Consider the following 21,950-nt stretch of genomic DNA (forward strand, 5'->3'; position numbering starts at 1 on the left):
AGGGGTATTTCAATGGCGGCTAAATCCATTGTCGAAATTGATGTTCAGGACGAGAAATTTCAGTCGTTCCTGGAAAAATTCAATGAATACCAGAAAGCACTCGGCGAATTACCTGAACAATGGCGGGGGGCGGTTCACGGACTCGGCGAGGCCGCAAAGGAGACCGAACGTGTCCGGGAGGGTACGGAGGGGATTACAAAAGCGTTCGCTGATGGCGTTGCGGCGTTAGCATCTGTTAATGACGGCCTCGATCGACTCAACGGTAATCTGGAGAAGGCCACAAAAACCCAGACGGAGTTTAACAAGAAGTCCGGCGGTGCGCGCAATTTCCTGAATAAAGCCAGCAAGGATGCGAAATCGCTGGCAGGTCATATTAAAGATGCCACAACCAGCCTGCTTTCATGGGGAACCGTTCTGGGGCTTTTTTCCGGGCTGGCTGGTGCGGGCGGTCTGTGGGGGCTTAACCACCTGGCCGGCAATGCCTCCGCACAACGGTTTACTGCGATGGGGCTGGGGACGACGGCAGGTGGACTTAATTCGACTGCTGTCGATTTTCAGAAAGCGCTGGGTAATCCTGTCGGAACTCTGGGCGCCATACGTGATGCGCAGCTTGATTTGAGTAAACGCTGGCAGTTCCGGGCAATGGGAGTCGATAACCCGGACAGGGATCCTGCTGAGCTTTTACCTGAAATGATAAAAGCGGCGCGTGATATTTTTGTGCGTAACGGCAGCACGCAGCAGGGGGCTGAAGCCTACGGGCTGACGAACTATTTCACCCTTGACGATCTGAACCGCTTCAAAAAAATGAGCGATGAAGAAATCGATGCGATGGCGAAACAGGCACAGCAGGACACCCGCCGCCTTCAGTTGACGGACCAGCAGCTTCGCCAGTGGCAGGATTTCAACATTCAGCTCGACCGCAGTAAGGTCAGTATCGGGAATACGTTTATCCGGGGACTGGCACCGCTGGCACCGGAGCTGGGAAAACTTTCGGATGCCTTTTCCGGTGCGATTGAAACGGTCCTTAAATCGCCGGAACTGGGAAAATGGATTGATGGCCTTTCAGATGGTATACGCCGGTTTGGTAACTATCTGGCTTCCCCCGAATTCCAGAAAGATGTTGAAGCTTTCATATCCGGTGTGGAGCGGCTTGGTCGGGTTATTGGCAAAGTCATTGACTGGATAAGTGGTAAATCCGACATCACGGCGGATGACATTAAATCCCGGTCATCGATACTCAGCGACGAGAAGCGCACCGATCCCGTTACCAGTGAGACTTACACCCCGGGTGGGGATGATGATCCGCGAGTGTGGTCGTGGCTGAAAGGGGTAAAAAAATTCTTTGCATCAGGAGATGTTAAGCCGGTCGACGGGAAACAGGCTGATGTTCATGCTAAGGGGCGAACCATTGCTGACAGGTTCAATAATCCTGCGAATTTACGTTATGCCGCAGGTTATGAAACCGCCAATACCAGAAGCGGGAAATTTGCTGTGTTCCCCAGCCTGGATGAAGGCGTTCTCGCTGCTGCAAAACAACTGCAAATATACGGCACAAAGGGCATCAACAATATCCACGATATTATCAGTAAATGGGCTCCATCTAACGAGAACAATACGAAAGCATATATCGGACATGTTGTGAATGCGACTGGCCGCAGCGAATTCGAAAAGCTGAATTTAAATGATACCCGGACGCTCGCGAAATTAATTACTGCCATGTCAGTAAAAGAAGGTGCCGGCTCCCGGTTAAGTGAAGGGAAGGTTATACAGATTATCAATAATGCCGGAGGTCATTTTCAGGAATCGCAGAAAAAATCTTTGCAGGATATAAATCCGTCCGACAGCGTGCGGGGACAATATCTTGCCCAGTATGGTTCTGAATTGCCCGGTACCAGCACAAGTAACCCTGTCGTACAACCAGTACAACAGAGTTCGGGGAAAACTGACCAGATACTGCAACAAATTCTGGATAACCAGAAGCGTGGTCATGCTCAGGGACTTGTTGTTTATAACAATACCGGCGGTAATGCAGTTGTATCCAGTACGCAACTTGGAGGGTTCGGTTAATGTCATTTACCCGCGAGCTCTACAAGCTCGGTTTTGAAATCTCCCCGGTTATTCTCTGTGATGGTGTGGCGCAGAGTATACCCGGCGGCATGTTGCCGATAGTCGCCCTGACCCAGAGCGCCAGCTACGTTTCAGGTCTGATGGGGGGCGCTATTGAACTGACGGATCTGGATAAGTATTTCTGCCACTGGCGAGCGGCGCCCGGTGGGACAATGGTTGATTACGACATTGGTCGTTATCCGTTTGCAAATCAGGCGGTGGCAGCCAACGCGCTTCTCTCGCAGCCGCTGCGCATTCCAATGCTGATGGATGCGCCGGTAAATGAAAACACTGGCGCCATGACAAAGCTGGTCACGCTGAGTTCGTTACAGGCCGTATTGCAGGCACACGCCAGTCTTGGCGGAACGTTTATTGTGGCAACGCCAGGTATTATTTACAGCAACTGCATACTGAGAACGGTGCGTGATGTTACCGGATCGAATGATGCCTTACCGCAGCGGCAATGGTTATGGGATTTTGAGCAACCACTGCTTTCTGAAACCGGGGCTGAAGAGGCGATAAACAGTTATCTGGGCAAGATTGATAACGGGGACAAGGCAACAGAAAGCGCCTGGACCAGTACCATCTCGGCGATTGGTAATACCTCACTCGGCAGTAGTGTATCGGGTGCGGTTATTGGCTTAATCGGAAAACTGAGCGGGGCATTTAATTTATGAGCATGGCGTATTATCCCTTCTCCGGTAACGAACAGAAAAGCATGGTCTTTACTCCCGTTCTCGATGGTGAAGTTTATAACTGCCAGACGAAATGGAATATTGCCGCCCAGCGCTGGTACCTCAATATCACGGATAACTCAGGCCGTCGGCAACTGACAATTCCGGTTATTGGTTCCCCAAAGAATTACGATATTAATTTACTGGTGGGGGCATTCAGCAAAACCAGAATGGTATGGCGTGTTTCTGACGGTCAGATTGAGGTATTTAACTGATGCGTTTCTACGACATTCAGATTTTTAATGCTCCGGATGCTAAGGTCAACCCCGGTACGCTGTACAGACAGTACAGTAGCATGAAAAACGGGGTATTTAACCCGGGGTGCCTGATGGTTGAATTCGACCTTCTCCGTTTTGGTGAATCCACTCCCAAAGGGCAGAGCTGCATCACTGTCTGGGGCATCAGTCCGCAGGAAATGCAACAGGCCAGACAGGATATGTTTGGCATGACCATAAAAATGTGGGTGGGAATGTCAAAAGGGTTGCCGCTGGCGAAACCGGAACAGCGTGGACTGGTGCTGGAAGGGACCATCTGGCAGGTGCTGGGGAACTGGCAAGGGACCGAGTTACGGCTGGATCTTATTGTGACCGCCGGCCCTGTGTCTGACGTTAACCCACTACCGCTGGCACCCGTAAATTTAACGGTGCCGTGGAACAAAGGGGTTAAGCTTTCTGTCGCGCTGACGCAATGCTTTCAGACGCTGGGTGACTATCGGTTCTCAGTCAGTATCAGCGATCGTCTGGTGAATAATTATGACAGCAATATGTTTTGCGGCAGTCTCCAGGAGCTTGCGACCAGACTTAACTCGCTGAGTAAAAGCATCATTAAGGACAGTAATTATTCTGGTGTTGAAATAGCGATGGTGAACGGCAGGGAGATCCGCGTATTCGATAACGATTTTGCTAACCACCAGGATAAAGATTCCAAAAAAAGCGCCTCTTACAGAAGTAAAAATCCCGTGCAAATTGAATTTACCGATCTTGTTGGTCAGCCGACATGGATCCAGTTTGGTACGGTATCCATTCCCTGCGTTATGCGCAGCGATATTCAGGTGGGCGATTATATCCGGATGCCGAAGAAATTAAGGCCGATGATCCAGGCATCGTCATACTCACAGTTTCGTGATGACTCGGCTTTTACGGGGGATTTTCTGGTGTCTTCGGTCCGTCTGGTGGGTAACAGCAGGCAACCGGACGCAAACAGTTGGGTAACTGTTATCGAGGCGCATCCAACAGGGGGGATTGCTGCAACATGAGTATAAATAAAAAACTCAATTTTGGCGGCAATATGAATAATTTCGCCGACCAGAAAATAGCCGCCGCTATGCAGATGGCCGGAAAGATTTTACCCGCAGAGGTCGTCAGTCAGTCCGGGAAAATGGTCACTGTTACCTTTTTGCTGCGGGACATTCCTTACACGTTACCTCAGTTGACCATTCCGCTATTCGGCCCCCAGTACATCAGATACCCGATGCAAAAAGGAGATAAGGGGATAGTCATCCCGGCGGATACCTACCTGGGCGGTGCCAGCGGCCTCGGAGGGGGAACGGCTGATCTGACGCCCCCCGCAAATCTCAGTGCGCTGGTGTTTTTACCCATCAGTAACACGGAGTGGGAGAACGTCGATGGTCAGGTACTGACGCTGTACGGACCGGAGGGGGTAACCATTCGTGATGCGAAAAGCAACACTACGTTTCTGCTCACACCGGAAAGTATCACGATTGCCACACCTGAAAAATTCGAAGTGACGGTGGGCAGTACAGTTCTGACGCTCACCGCTGGTACCTGGTCGCTGACAGGGCAGAGTGGAACACTGACTGACAGTGCGGCCAGCACCAGCCCGAAAATCATGCTGGAGGGCTGGGAAAAGCTGGTTCAGTGGGTTAACAGCCACAGGCACAGCAATGGTAATGACGGACAGGATACCGGAGGGCCAACGTCACAATTCAACGGGAGTATTACCGAATGAGGACATACGGACGAGATAAAGACGGGAAGTGGGTAACGGTCACGACTGACGAAAACGGGTTTAACGATTCTGTGTATCTCACAACGCTGGTGCAGAATCTGAAGCTGTCTCCGCAGGAGTCCCCGTTTTTTGCTAACCACGGTATACCGGCTAACGGCTCAGTTATTCAGCAGATACTGCCGACTTTTTATGTTAACCGGCTCCAGCAACAGTTCAGCAAATATTTTTCCTCTCTACAGATTGCGCTGGCGGATGTTGATCCCCCTGTTTACAACATTTCGGCGATTACTAACTCAGGCTCTAAAATAGTGGCTCAGGTGTATGTATGAGTGATTTACCCATTAGTTATGATATTGCCGGCCCTGTTCCTAAAACGACGGATGAACTCCGGCAACTGGTTATTGATACTGCAACAGCGCTGTCCCCGGGGATAACCACAAATCTACCAGGATCGCTGATTGAAGATATGGTCAGTACGAGCGTCGGTGCGCTTGTGGTATGTGATCAGGCGCGGGTTGACCTGATTAACTCATGCAGCCCGTATTCGGCAAATGTACACCTGCTGGCGCAACTGGGTGATATGTACGGCGTTCAGAAAGGGCAGGGTACCAATACATCGGTTTATGTGGTGTTCAGTGGCCCGCCCGGGTTTGCTATACCGAAAGGTTTTATGGTCGGGGATGGAACCTACACCTATACCGTTCAGCGTGACACGATGATCCCGGAAAGTGGACAAACGGAGCCTGTCTATTGCCTGGCAACAACCGGGGGCTCCTGGGCAGTACCTGCGGGAACTGTAAATCAGATAAAAACCTCAGTACCGAATACATACAACCTGACCTGCACCAACCTTACCGCTGGATTACCCGGCGCGCAGGAACAGACTTTTTCTTCATACCGTGCCCAGGTATTCCAGGCGGGTATGTACGGTGTACAGGGAACGCCTGACTGTTACCGGATTGAACTGAAAAATGTTTATGGTGTACAGGAGAATCTGATCTCATACCGACAGGCATCGCTGGGGGCATGGGTAGCGATTGCTGGTGGCGGCGATCCTTATGAAGTGGCTTACGCTATCTATAAAGCCGTGCCAGATATCTCCGTACTGACGAATGATGTAGTGAATCCATCAGGCGCTGCGGTGGATAAAAAAACGATACCGATCATTGTGTATCCGGATACGTATCACGTGCCGTTTGTAGTGCCATCATCACAAAACGTTACGCTTTTAATCACCTGGAATACAGCCTCAACCAGCTATATCGATCCAACCGGGATTGAAAAAGCAGTGCAGCAAAGCATTGCTGATTACATTAACGGAATTGCAACGGGTGAACCAATAAACATTTTCCTGATTCGGGATATTTTTCTTAATCAGGTTAAGGGGCTTGTATCTTCAAACCTTGTATCAATGATTGATATTCAGGTTGGAATAAACGGAAAAATTGTCCCACCTGCAACCGACTCCAGCCTGGTTTATGGTGATACTTACGCCTATTTTTCCACTTCATCTTCACAAATTCAGGTTAAGCAATATGGCAGCTCTTCTTGAAAGCATTATTCCGGCCTACCCCTATACGCAATATAATGACGATCCGGATATAGTTGCCTTTTTTGATGCTTATAACAAACTGGCACAGGGGTATCTTGATTACTTTAACAACCTGAATTTACCTTGCTGGACCTCCCCGGCGATTACCGGTGAGTTGCTGGACTGGATTGCGGCGGGTATTTATGGGGAATCACGCCCCTTGCTTCAAATCTCCGAGGATGCCATTGCTCGTGGGGCGTATAACACTATTGAGTACAATAATGTCGCGTATGCAAAACTGAGAAATTATGTTCCCGGCTCAGCGTCATATGTTCCGGACGACTATTTTAAACGGATACTGACATGGAATTTTTATAAAGGCGATGGTTCGCACTTCTGTATCAACTGGTTCAAACGACGGCTTGCACGCTTTATACATGGAGCTAACGGAATAGACCCACCTGTACAGTCCACTTTTGATATTAGTGTAATGCCCGATAAGGGCATTTTTTTTGTCTCCATTCCTGACTATGGCGATGGTGTCGGACACTTTCTTAAAGATGCAATTGACCAGTCGCTGGTGAAACTCCCTTTTATTTATACCTATTCGGTAACGGTGGTTGAGCAATGATTATTGGATTCGGAAATAATGTCGTCTCCTCACTGGCGGCTGATATTACCGCCAGCCAGACGACCATTCAGGTGATGCCTGGTGCGGGAGCGATGTTTGCTAATTTGCTTACCAGCGATTATGCGAACAGCTCAAACCCTCTTAAAACTTACGCCAAAATTACACTGACAGACGCAAAAGAAACAGTTTTTGAGGTATGCCATCTGACAGCAGTTAATAATGACATGCTGACGGTTATTCGCGGTCAGGAAGGTACAACAGCGAAGGGATGGTCACTGAATGACGTTATAGCGAATTTTGCGACGCGAGGATCTGAAAATCAGTTTGTACAAATTGAAGAGCTCCAGAGTGGGCACTATGTCGCTGGTGTGGCCGGAGGTACAGAAAATAATCTGACGCTGGAGTTACCAGCAACTTATTTCGTCAATGGTGGAGTTGACTGGACATTGCGCACTCCACTTGTGGTTATTCCGGCGCTAAACAATACTGGAGCCAGCACTCTGCAACTGACGATGGGAGGACGTGTGCTTGGCATATTCCCACTATACAAGGGGAATAAAGCAGAGTTATCGGCCAATGATATTATTAAAGATATTCCTGTCTTATGCGTTCTGGATAATACAAAAACCTATTTTTCTGTGCTTAATCCCCTGGAGATTTATTTGGGATCACGGTATTTGCAGAAGGACCAGAACCTGTCCGACGTACCGGATAAGGCCAAAGGTCGGTCCAGTCTTGAGGTCTACAGCAAAACCGAAAGTGATGAAAACTACATGGCTAAAAGCCAGTGTGGTGCGGATATCCCGAATAAGCCGCTGTTTGTACAAAATATCGGAGCGCTTCCTGCCAACGGTACGGCTGTTGCAGCGAACAGACTGGCATCACGCGGTGCGCTTCCGGCACTGACTGGTGCGACAAGAGGCAGCGATAGCGGCCTGATAATGGGCGAGGTTTACAACAATGGCTATCCGACGCAATACGGGAATATTTTGCGTCTGACCGGAACCGGTGATGGGGAAATTCTCATTGGCTGGAGCGGGACAAATGGTGCGCCAGCGCCCGCATATATTCGCAGCCATCGAGATACCGCCGATGCTGAGTGGTCCGAATGGGCAATGCTTTACACCACACTAAACCCACCTCCGGATTCGCATCCAGTAGGGGCGGCGATTGCATGGCCATCTGATGCTACTCCGGCAGGTTACGCTCTGATGCAGGGGCAGTCCTTCGATAAATCTGCTTACCCGTTACTGGCTATAGCGTATCCGTCCGGCATTATCCCTGACATGCGAGGCTGGACAATAAAGGGTAAGCCCATCAGTGGACGTGCTGTACTGTCGCAAGAAATGGACGGCAACAAATCGCACAGTCACAGCGCCAGAGCGCAGGATACCGACTTAGGAACAAAAACTACCTCATCCTTTGATTACGGCACGAAATCGACCAATACAACGGGCAACCATACTCACCAGTTCGGCGGTTATATCAACTCGTTCTATGGAGACTCCAGTCACACCTCATTTCAACCTGGAGGTGGTGCGTGGACACAGGCCGCTGGCGACCATGCGCATACAGTTTATATCGGAGGACACGAGCACACGATGTATATAGGTCCACACGGACACGTCGTTATTGTGGACGCAGACGGTAATGCGGAAACCACGGTTAAAAATATTGCATTTAACTACATAGTGAGGCTGGCATGATTAAATTAATTCTTTCGGCACCTGTTCCAGCAATGGCCGCGGCTTTTGAACATTCTTTTCAGAATACCGAAAATGTGGAAATTATCCCCGGACCGTTTGAAACCATACCGGAATTTGACTGCATGGTCAGTGCGGCCAACAATTTTGGTCTTATGGATGGTGGTGTGGATGCTGCTATTACGGCATATTTCGGGCCGCAATTACAGGAACGGGTACAGCAAAATATCATCAGTGAATACCTGGGAGAGCAGCCCGTCGGCACCGCCTTTGTTATTGAAACGGGTAACAGTCAGCATCCGTGGCTGGTTCATGCCCCGACGATGCGCGTTCCGCTGATAATCGACGGCACCGATGCGGTTTATAACGCAACACGGGCAGCGTTACTGGCAATTTTTCAGCACAATAAAAGCGCCGGGGAAGGCCGGAAAATCAAATCGGTTGTGTTCCCTGCGATGGGGGCCGGGTGTGGTAAGGTATCACCGGATAGTGTCGCCCGGCAAATGAGGCTGGCGTGGGATAGTTTTATTAACTGCGCCACGGAAATTAACTGGCAATACGCCAGCGCCCGCCAGAATGCTGTATTCAGCACAACGGCATACTGTCCGTCAAAGGCGCTTTGTCCGAACGCCAGAGCGGAATATATCGGTTTTGGTGATTACAGAACGTATTGCAAAAAATCAGGTAACACCTGCATCAGTCCCCGTCATCAGGTTGATGATATTTATATTGGTGCGCATAGCCATACAGTTTCCCCCGGTACTTATCCCCACAGCCATTACCTGAATACAGAATATTTATCCGGAGTAAAAAATGACGTTTAAAATGAGCGACACCCCGCAGACAATTAAAATTTTTAATCTTCGTTCAGATACAAACGAATTTATTGGCGCAGGTGATGCATATATCCCGCCGCGCACTGGATTACCGGCAAACTGTACTGATATCGCCCCTCCTGATATTCCCTCCAGTCATATTGCTGTATTTGACGCTGAAACCCAAACATGGAGTCTGCAGGAGGATCACCGCGGCGAGACGGTTTACGACACAACAACCGGCAATCAGGTTTATATCTCCGAACCCGGCCCGTTGCCCGAAAATGTCACATCAGTTTCACCAGACGGTGAATACCAGAAATGGGATGGTAAGGCGTGGGTAAAAGACGAAGCGGCTGAAAAAGCAGCGCAGCTTCGTCAGGCGGAAGAAACCAAAAGCAGACTCCTGCAAATAGCGTCTGAAAAAATCGCGCCGTTACAGGATGCAGTGGATCTGGACGAAGCAACCGATAAAGAAAAAGCTTCTCTTCTGGCATGGAGAAAATACAGGGTGCTGGTAAACCGGGTGGATACCTTAAATCCTGACTGGCCGGAACAGCCAGTCTGATAAAAAACGCGCCACTGATTTTTAACCAGTGGCGCATTAATTATTTAAACCAGTTATTAACCACTTCCTCAAACCGCCGGGTTACTTTTTCCCACGGAAATTTCTCTTCCACACAACGTTGTCCACGTAAGGAAATATCGTTTAAATCGGGGGATGCCAGCGCTTTATTAATGTCCCTGGCAATAGTCTCCGGGGTCATTGGCTCCTGCAAATGGAAGCCGGTATCCCCCTCTTTTACGAATTCAGTCATCCCGCCGCGTGTACTGACCAGTACAGGTTTTCCTGCCCCCATCGCTTCAATTGCAACCATGCAGAACGGTTCCTGGAATTGAGAGGGAATAACAACCAGATCTGCTAATGAATAGTAGTTGTATATCTCTTCTGGCGTTACACCTCCAACCATACGACAGTGTGGTTTTAGCCGTTCTGCTAATTCCCGCACTTCACGCTGATAGGCTGCTTTTTCACCTTTACTTTTACTCATATAGTCACCAACGACAACTAACTCTATATCGTTGCGTTCCTTGAGGAGTTGTTCGAATGCCTGTAAAAGCAAAGTCACTCCCTTATCCGGTGATATACGGCCAGCAAAGAAAATCGTTTTTTTCTCTGGAGTTATTCCCAGGTCAGACTTTTGCAGCGGTACAGCGTTTTTCTGATAGGCCTCCAGGTCAATACCATTAGGGACGATAGCTATATCAGCATTCGGCAGGTACGCCTGATAATGCTTCTTCAAAAACATGCTTGGGACGATCATTTTAACGTTTTGATCTAACCCATCAGGTTCGAAAGCATTGTGCATATGCATAACCATTTTTGCCTTTGGGGCTCTTTTGCGGATCTGGCGGTACAGCTTTATGCTGTTATGCACGATGATTACACTATCATCTGTAACGTTAAAGTCTTTTGCGATATTCAGAATGCGCTGTGAGTAAGGTAGCGGGTCCAGACGAGTCCACTTCTGAAAGAGGCGCTTATAGAGTCTGCTGAAACCTATACGATGAACAGAACAATGGTCATTTACCATTAAAAAATCGCTATAACCATCATTCTTAATACAAGCGATCCTGTTTGGTATACTTGTTCGCTGAGCTACCTGATACATCCAGGTTTCTACGGCTGCTGCGCTGCGTGGCGGAATAGAAAAAATAGGTGTAACAGTGAAAATAATCTTATCAACCATGATTTGCCTCAAAATATTTATAATATGTTCTTATACTAAATGTTTTTTTAACGTTGCAGGGGAACCCGCATAAAGTGTGTCAGGCGGTACATTTGTATTCACCATACTGTTAGCGGCAATAACACTATTGTCACCGATAGACACACCGGGTAATATCGTTGAGTTAGCTCCTATCCATACGTTATCTCCGATATGTATAGGTGCGCAGATAGTTTCCTTAGGTCGTTTTTCTGGATGGATAGGGTGTGTAACTGTTGTCAGCACAACATTAGGACCGATTGCTGTATTGTTACCAATACTTATCTTTCCTGCATCCAGGAAAACACAATTTGCATTTATAAAAACCCTTCCTGCCAGATTAACATTCCCTTGCTCAAAATAAAACGGTTCTACAATTGTCGTTTTATAGTTAACTACCAACCCAGCTTTACGAAGTATGTTTAGTCTCTTACGCTTGGAGATTAGGCATGTATTGAATAGAACTCTTGCAACCCTGGCGTCTTTCTTTCCGCACAAAATGAAAGTGTAATATTTGAATACATCCCACATTTTAATCTCCTTATAACTCTAATCCGCTGAGTGGCACCATTCTAAAACACTATATACTCTCGAACGAAGCTCCAATTTCTTGCATTTTTTCCAGAACGGAAGCTAATTCCTTATCGCCTAAAGCAAGCTGTGCTGCTATAAAAAATAAGATGTGAGGCGACATTGCGCGGGGCGACTCACCGCCGGTGTATTTACGCCACTGGCTGTTACTTGCCACGCCAGCAAGGTCTGCCATCTGTGCGCCGGTATAACCCAGCTTATCTTTTAGCTGGTTCAGGTCTTCCGGCGTAGGTGGCGTGTAGTCTTTGATCAGTCGCATGTATCACCTGTAAAAAAAGCCCCTGCCGGGGCTTAATTGTTAAATCAGTTTGAGCAGTACCGTTGTGATAGTTGCTACAGCACCAATAAGGCCAGTAGCAACGACGATTGGATACCAGGCTGATTCCCTGTTGAGTTTCGATGTCTCGGCAATCAGCTTAGCGATTTCAGCGTTGATTTTTGCTAATTCGGCCTGGGTCATTTCGTTAGTGCTCATTATTCTTCCTTTCGGGATTCGGGCTGCGGCCTTTCCGCTACCTCATGAGTCCAACTATAGCCCCATTGGGGCTATATGTCAATTCACTATTGCTGATTTTTTAAAAAGTTTTGTACCAGAAAAAACAAATAATTGTTCAGGCGTAGTTATTGATACACGTCTTGGTGCGTTTGAAGACAATCCGGTGGAATGGGTTACCGCAGTCGCATTGTTTGCAGAAGCGTGCTTTGGTAGGCTGCCTGCAGTTTAGTCAGTACTGACTGTAACCGTGTTTATAGGTCGTATGGGTCACTATTGTGATGTAACATCGTATGTTGATCAGCAGATCGTATGCTGACGATTGCAAAGCTACAGTGTAATATGCACGCCAGTCGTTGATGGGGTAGTTATTGTGGAATGTCCACCGCTGTGTCCATCAAGAAAAATTTATCAGCATAGCGAGTTGAAAAATTCATATTTATGAAGAACATAAGAAATTTCTCCATCATTGCTCACATTGACCACGGTAAATCGACGCTGTCTGACCGTATTATCCAAATCTGCGGTGGCCTGTCTGACCGTGAAATGGAAGCTCAGGTACTTGATTCGATGGATCTTGAGCGTGAGCGCGGTATTACTATTAAAGCCCAGAGTGTGACGCTGGATTTTAAAGCGTCTGACGGTGAAACTTATCAACTGAACTTTATCGACACGCCGGGACACGTTGACTTTTCCTATGAAGTTTCCCGTTCGTTAGCCGCCTGCGAGGGCGCGCTGCTGGTGGTGGATGCCGGCCAGGGTGTAGAAGCGCAAACGTTGGCGAACTGCTACACCGCGATGGAAATGGATCTTGAAGTGGTGCCGGTGCTTAACAAGATTGACCTGCCGGCTGCCGATCCGGAACGTGTGGCGGAAGAAATCGAAGACATTGTCGGCATCGATGCGACGGACGCGGTACGCTGCTCCGCCAAAACGGGTGTCGGCGTGACGGATGTTCTGGAACGCCTGGTGCGCGATATCCCGCCGCCGCAAGGCGATCCGGACGGCCCGCTGCAGGCGCTGATTATTGACTCCTGGTTCGATAACTACCTGGGCGTGGTATCGCTGGTGCGTATTAAAAACGGCACCATGCGTAAAGGCGACAAAATTAAAGTGATGAGCACCGGGCAGACCTACAACGCTGACCGCCTGGGGATTTTCACGCCGAAACAGGTTGATCGTACCGAGCTGAAGTGCGGCGAAGTAGGCTGGCTGGTCTGCGCCATTAAAGATATCCTCGGCGCGCCGGTTGGCGATACCTTAACCTCAGCGCGTAACCCAGCGGAAAAAGCGTTGCCAGGCTTTAAGAAGGTGAAACCGCAGGTCTATGCAGGTCTGTTCCCGGTCAGCTCCGACGATTATGAAAGTTTCCGCGACGCGCTCGGCAAGCTGAGCCTGAACGATGCCTCACTGTTTTATGAACCGGAAAGCTCCTCGGCGCTGGGCTTTGGTTTCCGCTGCGGCTTCCTCGGCCTGTTGCACATGGAGATCATTCAGGAGCGTCTGGAACGCGAATACGATCTGGATCTGATCACCACTGCGCCGACCGTGGTGTATGAAGTAGAAACAACGGCGAAAGAGACTATCTATGTTGATAGCCCCTCCAAGCTGCCGCCGTTGAATAACATTTATGAACTGCGCGAGCCTATCGCCGAATGTCATATGCTGTTACCACAAGCCTATTTAGGTAACGTTATTACGCTGTGTATTGAGAAACGCGGCGTACAAACTAACATGGTGTATCACGGTAACCAGGTCGCGTTGACCTATGAAATCCCGATGGCGGAAGTGGTGCTCGACTTCTTTGACCGTCTGAAATCAACGTCGCGCGGCTATGCGTCTCTGGATTATAACTTCAAGCGCTTCCAGGCTTCCGATATGGTGCGTGTTGATGTGTTAATCAACAACGAGCGTGTCGATGCGCTGGCGCTGATCACGCACCGTGATAACTCGCAAAGCCGTGGTCGCGAGCTGGTGGAGAAGATGAAAGATTTGATCCCACGCCAGCAGTTTGATATCGCGATTCAGGCGGCGATTGGTACGCATATTATTGCCCGTTCGACGGTAAAACAGTTACGTAAAAACGTGCTGGCGAAGTGCTACGGCGGTGATATCAGTCGTAAGAAAAAACTGCTGCAGAAACAGAAAGAAGGTAAGAAACGCATGAAGCAGATCGGTAACGTCGAGCTGCCTCAGGAAGCGTTCCTCGCCATTCTGCATGTCGGTAAAGACAATAAATAATCCCTAAGGAGTTGGCATGGCGAACATGTTTGCCCTGATTCTGGTGATAGCCACACTGGTGACGGGCATTTTATGGTGCGTTGATAAGTTTGTTTTCGCGCCAAAACGTCGGGCGCGCCAGGCTGCCGCGCAAACGGCGTCGGGAGATGCGCTGGATAACGCTACGCTCAATAAAGTGGCGCCTAAGCCGGGCTGGCTGGAGACCGGGGCGTCGGTTTTCCCGGTTCTGGCGATCGTTCTGATCGTTCGTTCATTTCTTTATGAACCCTTTCAGATCCCGTCAGGCTCAATGATGCCGACACTGCTTATCGGCGATTTTATTCTGGTGGAAAAATTTGCCTACGGCATTAAAGATCCGATCTACCAGAAAACCCTGATTGAAACCGGTCATCCAAAGCGCGGGGATATTGTGGTATTTAAATATCCGGAAGATCCTAAGTTAGATTACATCAAACGCGCCGTCGGTTTGCCGGGCGATAAAATCACTTATGATCCAGTTGCGAAAGAGGTGACGATTCAGCCTGGCTGTAGCTCCGGTCAGGCGTGCGAAAATGCGCTGCCGGTTACCTACTCTAACGTTGAGCCGAGCGATTTTGTACAGACCTTTGCCCGCCGTAACGGCGGAGAAGCGACCAGCGGTTTCTTTGAGGTTCCGCTAAACGAGACAAAAGAAAACGGCATTCGCCTGACCGAACGTAAAGAGACGTTAGGCGATGTGACCCACCGCATCCTGATGGTGCCGATAGCTCAGGATCAGTTGGGCATGTATTACCAACAGCCAGGACAACCGCTGGCGACCTGGGTTGTACCGCCTGGACAATATTTCATGATGGGCGACAACCGCGATAACAGCGCGGATAGCCGTTACTGGGGATTTGTTCCGGAAGCGAATCTGGTCGGTAAAGCGGTCGCTATCTGGATGAGCTTTGACAAGCAGGAAGGGGAGTGGCCGACAGGTGTACGCCTGAGTCGTATCGGCGGTATTCACTAACTGTGACGAAATGATCGTTCACGCTGCCGTCTTTTTAGCGGCAGCGTGAATTATTTCCTGGATAAATTCCCTCAGACTAACGACATCCCCTGTCGTTGTGTATAGAATATTCCCCCGAAGTTTTAGGTTGGCGCCGTTTGGTCGCCACGGCACACGAAACAGCGTTGGTTATAGACAACCTTCTTTCCGCTGCAGCGATGCGGCAGGACAGATGACGTGTATCAGGTCTGTTTCGTGTGCTGGATTGTTGACGCATTCATTTATTGGTATCGCATGAACCCCATCGTAATTAATCGGCTTCAACGGAAGCTGGGCTACACTTTTAATCATCAGGAGCTGTTGCAGCAGGCATTAACTCACCGCAGCGCCAGCAGTAAACATAACGAACGCCTGGAGTTTTTAGGCGATTCAATCCTGAGCTTCGTTATCGCTAACGCGCTTTATCACCGTTTTCCACGGGTGGATGAGGGAGATATGAGCCGTATGCGCGCCACGTTGGTACGTGGTAATACGCTGGCGGAATTAGCCCGTGAATTTGATTTAGGCGAGTGCCTGCGTTTAGGGCCGGGCGAATTAAAAAGCGGCGGATTTCGTCGGGAGTCCATTCTGGCGGACACCGTGGAAGCGTTAATCGGCGGAGTATTTCTCGATAGCAATATCCAGACCGTCGAGCAGTTAATCCTTAACTGGTATAAAACCCGTCTGGATGAGATAAGCCCGGGCGATAAACAAAAAGATCCTAAAACGCGCTTGCAGGAGTATTTGCAGGGTCGCCATCTGCCGCTGCCATCTTACCTGGTTGTGCAGGTACGCGGCGAGGCGCACGATCAGGAATTTACTATCCACTGCCAGGTCAGCGGCCTGAGCGAACCGGTGGTTGGCACGGGTTCCAGCCGTCGTAAGGCGGAGCAGGCTGCCGCCGAACAGGCGCTGAAAAAACTGGAGTTGGAATGAGCACTGACAAAACTTACTGCGGATTTATTGCCATCGTCGGACGTCCGAACGTTGGCAAATCCACCTTGCTGAACAAACTGCTTGGGCAGAAGATTTCGATCACTTCCCGTAAAGCGCAGACCACGCGCCACCGCATTGTCGGTATTCATACCGAAGGCCCGTATCAGGCAATTTATGTCGATACCCCGGGACTGCATATGGAAGAAAAGCGCGCCATTAACCGTTTGATGAATAAGGCGGCGAGCAGTTCGATTGGCGACGTTGAGCTGGTGATTTTCGTTGTGGAAGGCACCCGTTGGACGCCGGACGACGAAATGGTCCTGAACAAACTGCGCGATGGCAAAGCGCCGGTTATTCTCGCCGTTAACAAGGTGGATAACGTGCAGGAAAAAGCCGATTTGCTGCCGCACCTCCAGTTCCTGGCAAGCCAGATGAACTTTCTTGATATCGTACCCATCTCTGCTGAAACGGGTATGAACGTCGATACCATTGCCGGTATCGTGCGTAAACATTTACCGGAAGCGATTCATCACTTCCCGGAAGATTACATCACCGATCGCTCTCAGCGCTTTATGGCGTCTGAAATCATTCGTGAAAAGCTGATGCGTTTTCTCGGCGCCGAGCTGCCGTATTCCGTTACCGTTGAGATTGAACGTTTTGTTACCAACGAACGCGGCGGCTATGATATCAACGGGCTGATCCTCGTCGAGCGCGAAGGGCAGAAGAAGATGGTGATTGGCAACAAAGGCGCCAAAATCAAAACCATTGGTATTGAAGCGCGTAAAGACATGCAGGAGATGTTTGAAGCGCCGGTACACCTGGAACTGTGGGTGAAAGTGAAATCCGGCTGGGCCGATGACGAACGCGCTCTGCGCAGTCTCGGTTACGTAGACGATCTGTGAGTTAACACAGCGTGGAAGGGTGGCAGCGCGCATTTGTCCTGCACAGTCGCCCCTGGAGCGAAACCAGCCTGATGCTGGACGTCTTCACGGAAGAATCGGGGCGCGTGCGCCTTGTCGCCAAAGGCGCGCGATCTAAACGTTCCAATCTGAAAGGCGCGTTACAGCCTTTTACGCCGTTATTGCTACGCTACAGCGGACGCGGCGAGGTGAAAACCCTGCGCAGCGCCGAGGCAGTTTCTCTGGCGCTGCCGTTAAGCGGTATTACGCTCTATAGCGGCCTGTATATCAACGAACTCCTCTCTCGCGTACTGGAATATGAAACGCGCTTCTCCGAACTCTTTTTTGATTATCTGAACTGTATTCAGGCGCTGGCGGGAACCACCGGCTCGCCTGAACCAGCGTTGCGACGTTTCGAACTGGCGTTGCTGGGACATCTGGGGTATGGCGTCAATTTCACCCACTGTGCAGGCAGCGGCGAACGGGTGGATGACACCATGACCTACCGTTACCGCGAAGAAAAAGGCTTTTTCGCCAGCGTCGTCATCGATAACAACACTTTTACCGGACGGCACCTGAAAGCGCTGGAGGCGCGGGAATTTCCGGATGTAGATACCCTGCGTGCCGCTAAACGCTTTACCCGTATGGCATTAAAGCCGTATCTTGGGGGAAAACCGTTAAAAAGCCGGGAGCTGTTCCGGCAATTTATGCCCAAACGCACAGTAAAAACGAAGAAAGATTAACGAGGATTGTCATGGCTGAATTACTGTTAGGCGTCAATATTGACCACATTGCCACGTTACGTAATGCGCGCGGCACCGACTATCCGGATCCGGTACAGGCGGCGTTTATTGCTGAACAGGCAGGCGCGGACGGCATTACCGTACACCTGCGCGAAGATCGTCGCCACATTACCGATCGCGATGTGCGCATTCTGCGTCAGACGCTGCATACGCGTATGAATCTGGAGATGGCGGTGACCGAAGAGATGCTGGCGATCGCCGTAGAAACCAGGCCGCATTTCTGTTGTTTGGTGCCGGAAAAACGCCAGGAAGTCACCACCGAAGGCGGTCTGGATGTGGCCGGACAGCGCGATAAAATGCGTGATGCCTGTGCGCGCCTGGCGGCGGCTGGCATCCAGGTTTCGCTCTTTATCGATGCCGATGAAGCGCAAATCAACGCGGCGGCGGAAGTCGGCGCGCCGTTTATCGAAATCCATACCGGCTGCTACGCCAACGCAGAAACCGATGCGGAACAGGCAAAAGAGCTGGCGCGTATTGCCAGTGCCGCGACCCTGGCGGCCCGTCTGGGGCTAAAAGTAAATGCGGGTCATGGCCTGACCTACCATAACGTCAAAGCTATTGCCGCACTGCCGGAAATGCACGAGCTCAATATCGGTCATGCCATTATTGGTCGGGCAGTGATGACGGGGCTGAAAGAGGCGGTGGCTGAAATGAAACGTTTGATGCTGGAAGCGCGCGGCTAATGGCGATTCTCGGCCTGGGAACGGATATTGTAGAGATTGCCCGCATTGAGGCAGTGATCTCCCGTTCCGGCGAACGTCTGGCAAGACGTGTGCTCAGTGACAACGAGTGGGCTATCTGGGAGACGCATCAGCAGCCGGTGCGTTTTCTCGCCAAGCGTTTTGCGGTCAAAGAGGCGGCAGCGAAAGCTTTTGGCACCGGCATCCGCAACGGTCTGGCGTTTAATCAGTTCGAAGTGTTTAACGATGAGCTGGGAAAACCACGTTTGCGGCTGTGGGGCGAGGCGTTAACGCTGGCGGAAAAACTCGGTGTGGCGCACATGCATGTTACGTTGGCCGATGAACGCCATTACGCCTGCGCTACGGTCATTCTGGAAAGTTAGATTTGCCGGATGGCGGCGTAAACACGTTATCTGACCTACAGGCCGATATATTGTCGGCCTGATAAGCATAGCGCCATCAGGCATTGTTGCGTTGGAAGTGCGTTAACCCGCTTACAGTTTATCTGCGTGATGCATCAGAACAAACTTATCCCACAACTGTTCTTCGGTTTCGACATGGGCGGGATCCTGCAAAATCGTATTGGGGATTGGGCAGACTTTCTGACAGGTCGGCGTTTCGTAATGGCCTACACACTCAGTGCATTTGTCGCTGTTAATCTCATAAATGCTGTCGCCCATTGAAATCGCCTCATTCGGGCACTCCGGCTCGCACATATCGCAATTGATACATTTTTTGGTGATTAACAGCGCCATCAGGAAATTCTCAGAAACAACACAAATCGGGCGGGCATTATACGCCTATTTTCTGCTCGGGCCAGCTCTTTTCTGGCGCTGATTTGTTATCTACAGTGTAAAAATTTTTGATCTGCTTGAGCAGGCAGATGGTTGCGTTATCCAGTGAAAGATCATTACTGTGCACCAGCATGACAGGAATAAAGAATGCGGGGATGCCCAGTGAAACCAGGCGAACATTTTTGGGTGTCGATAAATGGGTTAGCGAGCGGGTAATAAATGCGATGCCAATCTGCGCTTCGGCATACTCAAGGCATGAGTAGTGGTTATCCAGTTCGCAGATGACGTTAGGAACGACTTTGCGGTTATTAAATTCTGTGGTGATGATCCCTCTTAATAGCAGAGAGTCATTAAGCACGATAATGGGCTGGTCGTTTAAATCTTTTAGCTGCAGACGTTCGCGTGTCGCCAGAGGATGAGAAAGTGGGATTGCAGCGATAATTTCATCTTCAAACAGCATGGTCGAGCTTAGCTGGGCAGGGAGCGCTGTTCGATAAACAATGCCAATATCAACGGCGCTATCCGTCAGCTTTTTAATGGTTTGCTCAGTTGAAAACTCTTTAACATTTAAGGATATTGCCGGATGGTGTGCCATAAAGCTGCGAAAAGCGGGCAGGACCAGGTAGCTGCCTGACACCCCGATTGAAATAGTATCGCGCTGTTGATCCTGGTAGGGAAGAAGTTCATTTTCCGCATTTTTTAAATCCAGCATTATTTTGTTAGCGTGTCGTTGCAAAATAATGCCTGCTTTTGTTAATTTAATTCCTCTACCTTTTCGCTTAAATAATATTGTTTTAAGTGATGACTCAAGTTGTTTGATTTGCTGACTTAATGATGGCTGAGTGATAAACAGGCGACTGGCTGCCCGACCATAATGTAATTCATCACACAATATCAGGAAGGAATGTAGTTGTTTGATATTCATTAAAATTTAATGCCAATCGATTGGGTTTTGTTATAACGATTATAAAAAATACCAAATTGTTTGCCTATTTTGCTTTTTTTAAACTGTGATCAGTGCATTTTTAAAAAGGGAAAATTATGTCGGCATCAATCAACCGCTGGGGAATGCTTGCCGCTCACGTGTGCATCAATTTTGTGCTCGGGGGCGTCTACGCATTTAGCTATTTCAAAACACCACTCATGGCGCAATATCACTGGGATCCGGCTACGCTGGCGTTAGCATTCTCTATCAACATGGGGATCATTCCTTTACCGATGATTTGGGGCGGGAGAATGATCGACAATGGTAAAGGAAAGCAGGCGATAGTTATCGGCGGTATCCTGTTTTCTTTAGGTTTTATCTTGTCCGGGTTTGTGGATAATTTGCCCATGCTGTTTTTAACCTACGGCGTCATTGCCGGGTTGGGATCGGGCCTGGCTTTTACGGGTAATCTTAATAATATTCTGAAATTTTTCCCCGACCGTCGCGGTCTGGCCAGCGGTATCGTACTGGCGGGTGTTGGCGTCGGGACGCTACTTTGCACCCGCCTGGCCGAATATTTTATGGCGCAAACTCACGATGTTAGTCGGGCGTTGTTATATCTGGGTATTGTTTATCTGGTGGTTATTTTTATCGTCCAGTTCTTTATTCGTAGCGCGCCAGCAAAAGATAGCGGAGGAATTAAAGCATCGCCAATGGATAAAAACTATCGGCACATGCTGAAAGATCTGCGCTTCTGGCTGTTGTTTATGATTCTGGCGCTGGGCGTGTTCTCTGGGATGGTAATTAGCTCAAGCTCTGCGCAAATTGGTATGACGCAGTACGGTTTACTGTCCGGTGCATTAGTCGTTAGCCTGGTATCGATATTTAACTCAATTGGTCGCCTGTTCTGGGGAGGGTTAACCGATAAATTAGGCGGCTACAATACTCTGGTTATCGTTTATCTTTTTACCTGCGTCTGTATGCTGCTGCTGTTGTTCTTCAACGGTAATACTTCGGTATTCTATTTCAGCGCTCTGGGCGTGGGCTTTGCTTATGCCGGTATATTAGTTATCTTCCCTGGCTTGACCAGCCAGAATTTTGGTATGCGTAACCAGGGACTAAACTACGGCTTTATGTATTTTGGTTTTGCCGTCGGTGCGGTTATTGCTCCTTACGTCACATCCGCTATTGCAAAATATACCGGAAGCTACAATACAGTATTTATTTTGACAACGGTGCTATTGCTTATTGGAGTCGTGTTGACCCTGATAACGAAGAAATATGTCGCAACGGTTTTAGCCAAAATTCATTAATCAGATAAT

General features: G+C 49.4%; 24 protein-coding genes and 1 pseudogene. 19 read left to right on the forward strand and 6 right to left on the reverse strand.

All coding sequences use genetic code 11. The features are described from left to right. The first annotated feature begins 12 nt into the window (after positions 1-12). The 11 genes and pseudogenes from ACLD11_RS04280 (at position 13) to ACLD11_RS04330 (ending at position 10,056) form a co-directional block, all read left to right on the forward strand. A complete protein-coding gene (locus ACLD11_RS04280; RefSeq protein WP_023181120.1) occupies positions 13-2,067 on the forward strand; it encodes a hypothetical protein in 2,055 nt (684 codons plus the stop codon). Next, positions 2,067-2,783 (forward strand): hypothetical protein, encoded by a 717-nt coding sequence (locus ACLD11_RS04285; RefSeq protein WP_046891341.1) that lies wholly within the window; start codon positions 2,067-2,069, stop codon positions 2,781-2,783. The genes ACLD11_RS04280 and ACLD11_RS04285 overlap by 1 nt, the downstream gene beginning before the upstream one ends. After that, the gene (locus ACLD11_RS04290; protein WP_000061271.1) at positions 2,780-3,055 is read left to right on the forward strand and encodes a hypothetical protein; all 276 of its coding nucleotides are present in this window, start codon (positions 2,780-2,782) and stop codon (positions 3,053-3,055) included. The genes ACLD11_RS04285 and ACLD11_RS04290 overlap by 4 nt, the downstream gene beginning before the upstream one ends. Continuing rightward, on the forward strand, positions 3,055-4,095 hold the full coding sequence (locus tag ACLD11_RS04295) for a hypothetical protein (RefSeq protein ID WP_411014584.1): 1,041 nt from the start codon (positions 3,055-3,057) through the stop codon (positions 4,093-4,095). The genes ACLD11_RS04290 and ACLD11_RS04295 overlap by 1 nt, the downstream gene beginning before the upstream one ends. Next, entirely contained in the window at positions 4,092-4,808 is a 717-nt protein-coding gene (locus ACLD11_RS04300) for a hypothetical protein (RefSeq protein ID WP_000026342.1), read from the forward strand. The genes ACLD11_RS04295 and ACLD11_RS04300 overlap by 4 nt, the downstream gene beginning before the upstream one ends. Further along, complete coding sequence (locus ACLD11_RS04305; protein WP_001261467.1) at positions 4,805-5,137, forward strand: hypothetical protein; 333 nt, start codon at positions 4,805-4,807, stop codon at positions 5,135-5,137. The genes ACLD11_RS04300 and ACLD11_RS04305 overlap by 4 nt, the downstream gene beginning before the upstream one ends. Further along, positions 5,134-6,360 carry a baseplate J/gp47 family protein gene (locus tag ACLD11_RS04310; RefSeq protein ID WP_046891338.1) on the forward strand — a complete coding sequence of 409 codons (1,227 nt, stop codon included), beginning with the start codon at positions 5,134-5,136 and terminating at the stop codon, positions 6,358-6,360. Before ACLD11_RS04305 ends, ACLD11_RS04310 begins: the two co-directional genes overlap by 4 nt. Next, complete coding sequence (locus tag ACLD11_RS04315; RefSeq protein WP_000729406.1) at positions 6,344-6,970, forward strand: hypothetical protein; 627 nt, start codon at positions 6,344-6,346, stop codon at positions 6,968-6,970. Before ACLD11_RS04310 ends, ACLD11_RS04315 begins: the two co-directional genes overlap by 17 nt. 833 nt (positions 6,971-7,803) lie before the next feature. Next, a pseudogene (locus ACLD11_RS04320) lies at positions 7,804-8,676 on the forward strand (phage tail protein); the annotation flags it as partial. Next, complete coding sequence (locus tag ACLD11_RS04325; protein WP_411014585.1) at positions 8,673-9,497, forward strand: macro domain-containing protein; 825 nt, start codon at positions 8,673-8,675, stop codon at positions 9,495-9,497. The pseudogene ACLD11_RS04320 and the gene ACLD11_RS04325, both read left to right, overlap by 4 nt. Continuing rightward, positions 9,487-10,056 (forward strand): tail fiber assembly protein, encoded by a 570-nt coding sequence (locus tag ACLD11_RS04330; RefSeq protein WP_411014586.1) that lies wholly within the window; start codon positions 9,487-9,489, stop codon positions 10,054-10,056. Before ACLD11_RS04325 ends, ACLD11_RS04330 begins: the two co-directional genes overlap by 11 nt. 40 nt (positions 10,057-10,096) lie before the next feature. On the opposite strand, the gene ACLD11_RS04335 is transcribed toward ACLD11_RS04330, so the two are convergent. From ACLD11_RS04335 to ACLD11_RS04350, 4 genes are read right to left on the reverse strand one after another with little or no spacing between them, the layout of a single operon-like run. Then, positions 10,097-11,239 (reverse strand): lipopolysaccharide N-acetylglucosaminyltransferase, encoded by a 1,143-nt coding sequence (locus tag ACLD11_RS04335; protein ID WP_411014587.1) that lies wholly within the window; start codon positions 11,237-11,239, stop codon positions 10,097-10,099. Between the two features lie 30 nt (positions 11,240-11,269). Next, a complete protein-coding gene (locus tag ACLD11_RS04340; protein WP_411014588.1) occupies positions 11,270-11,788 on the reverse strand; it encodes a DapH/DapD/GlmU-related protein in 519 nt (172 codons plus the stop codon). A 49-nt stretch (positions 11,789-11,837) separates the two neighbouring features. Continuing rightward, the gene (locus ACLD11_RS04345) at positions 11,838-12,107 is read right to left on the reverse strand and encodes a hypothetical protein (RefSeq protein WP_046593561.1); all 270 of its coding nucleotides are present in this window, start codon (positions 12,105-12,107) and stop codon (positions 11,838-11,840) included. 39 nt (positions 12,108-12,146) lie between these two features. Further along, the gene (locus ACLD11_RS04350; protein ID WP_023239910.1) at positions 12,147-12,323 is read right to left on the reverse strand and encodes a hypothetical protein; all 177 of its coding nucleotides are present in this window, start codon (positions 12,321-12,323) and stop codon (positions 12,147-12,149) included. Positions 12,324-12,782: 459 nt separating this feature from the next. Here ACLD11_RS04350 and lepA point away from each other — a divergent pair, with 459 nt between their 5' ends. The 7 genes from lepA to acpS all read left to right on the forward strand — a co-directional run bounded on the left by lepA (position 12,783) and on the right by acpS (position 19,292). After that, positions 12,783-14,582 (forward strand): translation elongation factor 4, encoded by a 1,800-nt coding sequence (gene lepA / locus ACLD11_RS04355; RefSeq protein ID WP_000790154.1) that lies wholly within the window; start codon positions 12,783-12,785, stop codon positions 14,580-14,582. Positions 14,583-14,598: 16 nt separating this feature from the next. Continuing rightward, entirely contained in the window at positions 14,599-15,573 is a 975-nt protein-coding gene (gene lepB, locus ACLD11_RS04360; protein WP_000002559.1) for a signal peptidase I, read from the forward strand. Between the two features lie 273 nt (positions 15,574-15,846). Next, positions 15,847-16,527, forward strand: a complete 681-nt coding sequence (gene rnc / locus ACLD11_RS04365; RefSeq protein ID WP_001068341.1) for a ribonuclease III — start codon at positions 15,847-15,849, stop codon at positions 16,525-16,527. Continuing rightward, on the forward strand, positions 16,524-17,429 hold the full coding sequence (era, locus tag ACLD11_RS04370) for a GTPase Era (protein WP_000102230.1): 906 nt from the start codon (positions 16,524-16,526) through the stop codon (positions 17,427-17,429). Before rnc ends, era begins: the two co-directional genes overlap by 4 nt. 11 nt (positions 17,430-17,440) lie before the next feature. Then, the gene (recO, locus tag ACLD11_RS04375) at positions 17,441-18,169 is read left to right on the forward strand and encodes a DNA repair protein RecO (RefSeq protein WP_000399380.1); all 729 of its coding nucleotides are present in this window, start codon (positions 17,441-17,443) and stop codon (positions 18,167-18,169) included. Between the two features lie 11 nt (positions 18,170-18,180). Beyond that, complete coding sequence (pdxJ, locus tag ACLD11_RS04380; protein WP_000818964.1) at positions 18,181-18,912, forward strand: pyridoxine 5'-phosphate synthase; 732 nt, start codon at positions 18,181-18,183, stop codon at positions 18,910-18,912. Further along, entirely contained in the window at positions 18,912-19,292 is a 381-nt protein-coding gene (gene acpS / locus ACLD11_RS04385) for a holo-ACP synthase (RefSeq protein ID WP_000986043.1), read from the forward strand. The genes pdxJ and acpS overlap by 1 nt, the downstream gene beginning before the upstream one ends. Positions 19,293-19,403: 111 nt before the next feature. Here the strand turns inward: acpS and ACLD11_RS04390 are convergent, their stop codons facing one another. Next, the gene (locus tag ACLD11_RS04390) at positions 19,404-19,664 is read right to left on the reverse strand and encodes a YfhL family 4Fe-4S dicluster ferredoxin (protein WP_001196291.1); all 261 of its coding nucleotides are present in this window, start codon (positions 19,662-19,664) and stop codon (positions 19,404-19,406) included. A 37-nt stretch (positions 19,665-19,701) separates the two neighbouring features. Beyond that, complete coding sequence (locus ACLD11_RS04395) at positions 19,702-20,628, reverse strand: LysR family transcriptional regulator (protein WP_076934886.1); 927 nt, start codon at positions 20,626-20,628, stop codon at positions 19,702-19,704. A gap of 116 nt (positions 20,629-20,744) precedes the next feature. On the opposite strand from ACLD11_RS04395, the gene ACLD11_RS04400 reads away from it, so the two are divergent. Continuing rightward, positions 20,745-21,941, forward strand: a complete 1,197-nt coding sequence (locus tag ACLD11_RS04400; RefSeq protein WP_001276368.1) for an OFA family MFS transporter — start codon at positions 20,745-20,747, stop codon at positions 21,939-21,941. The last annotated feature ends 9 nt before the right edge of the window (positions 21,942-21,950 follow it).

The organism is Salmonella sp. 741265116_PST, assembly GCF_046567715.1.
In the GTDB taxonomy this organism is placed as follows: domain Bacteria; phylum Pseudomonadota; class Gammaproteobacteria; order Enterobacterales; family Enterobacteriaceae; genus Salmonella; species Salmonella enterica.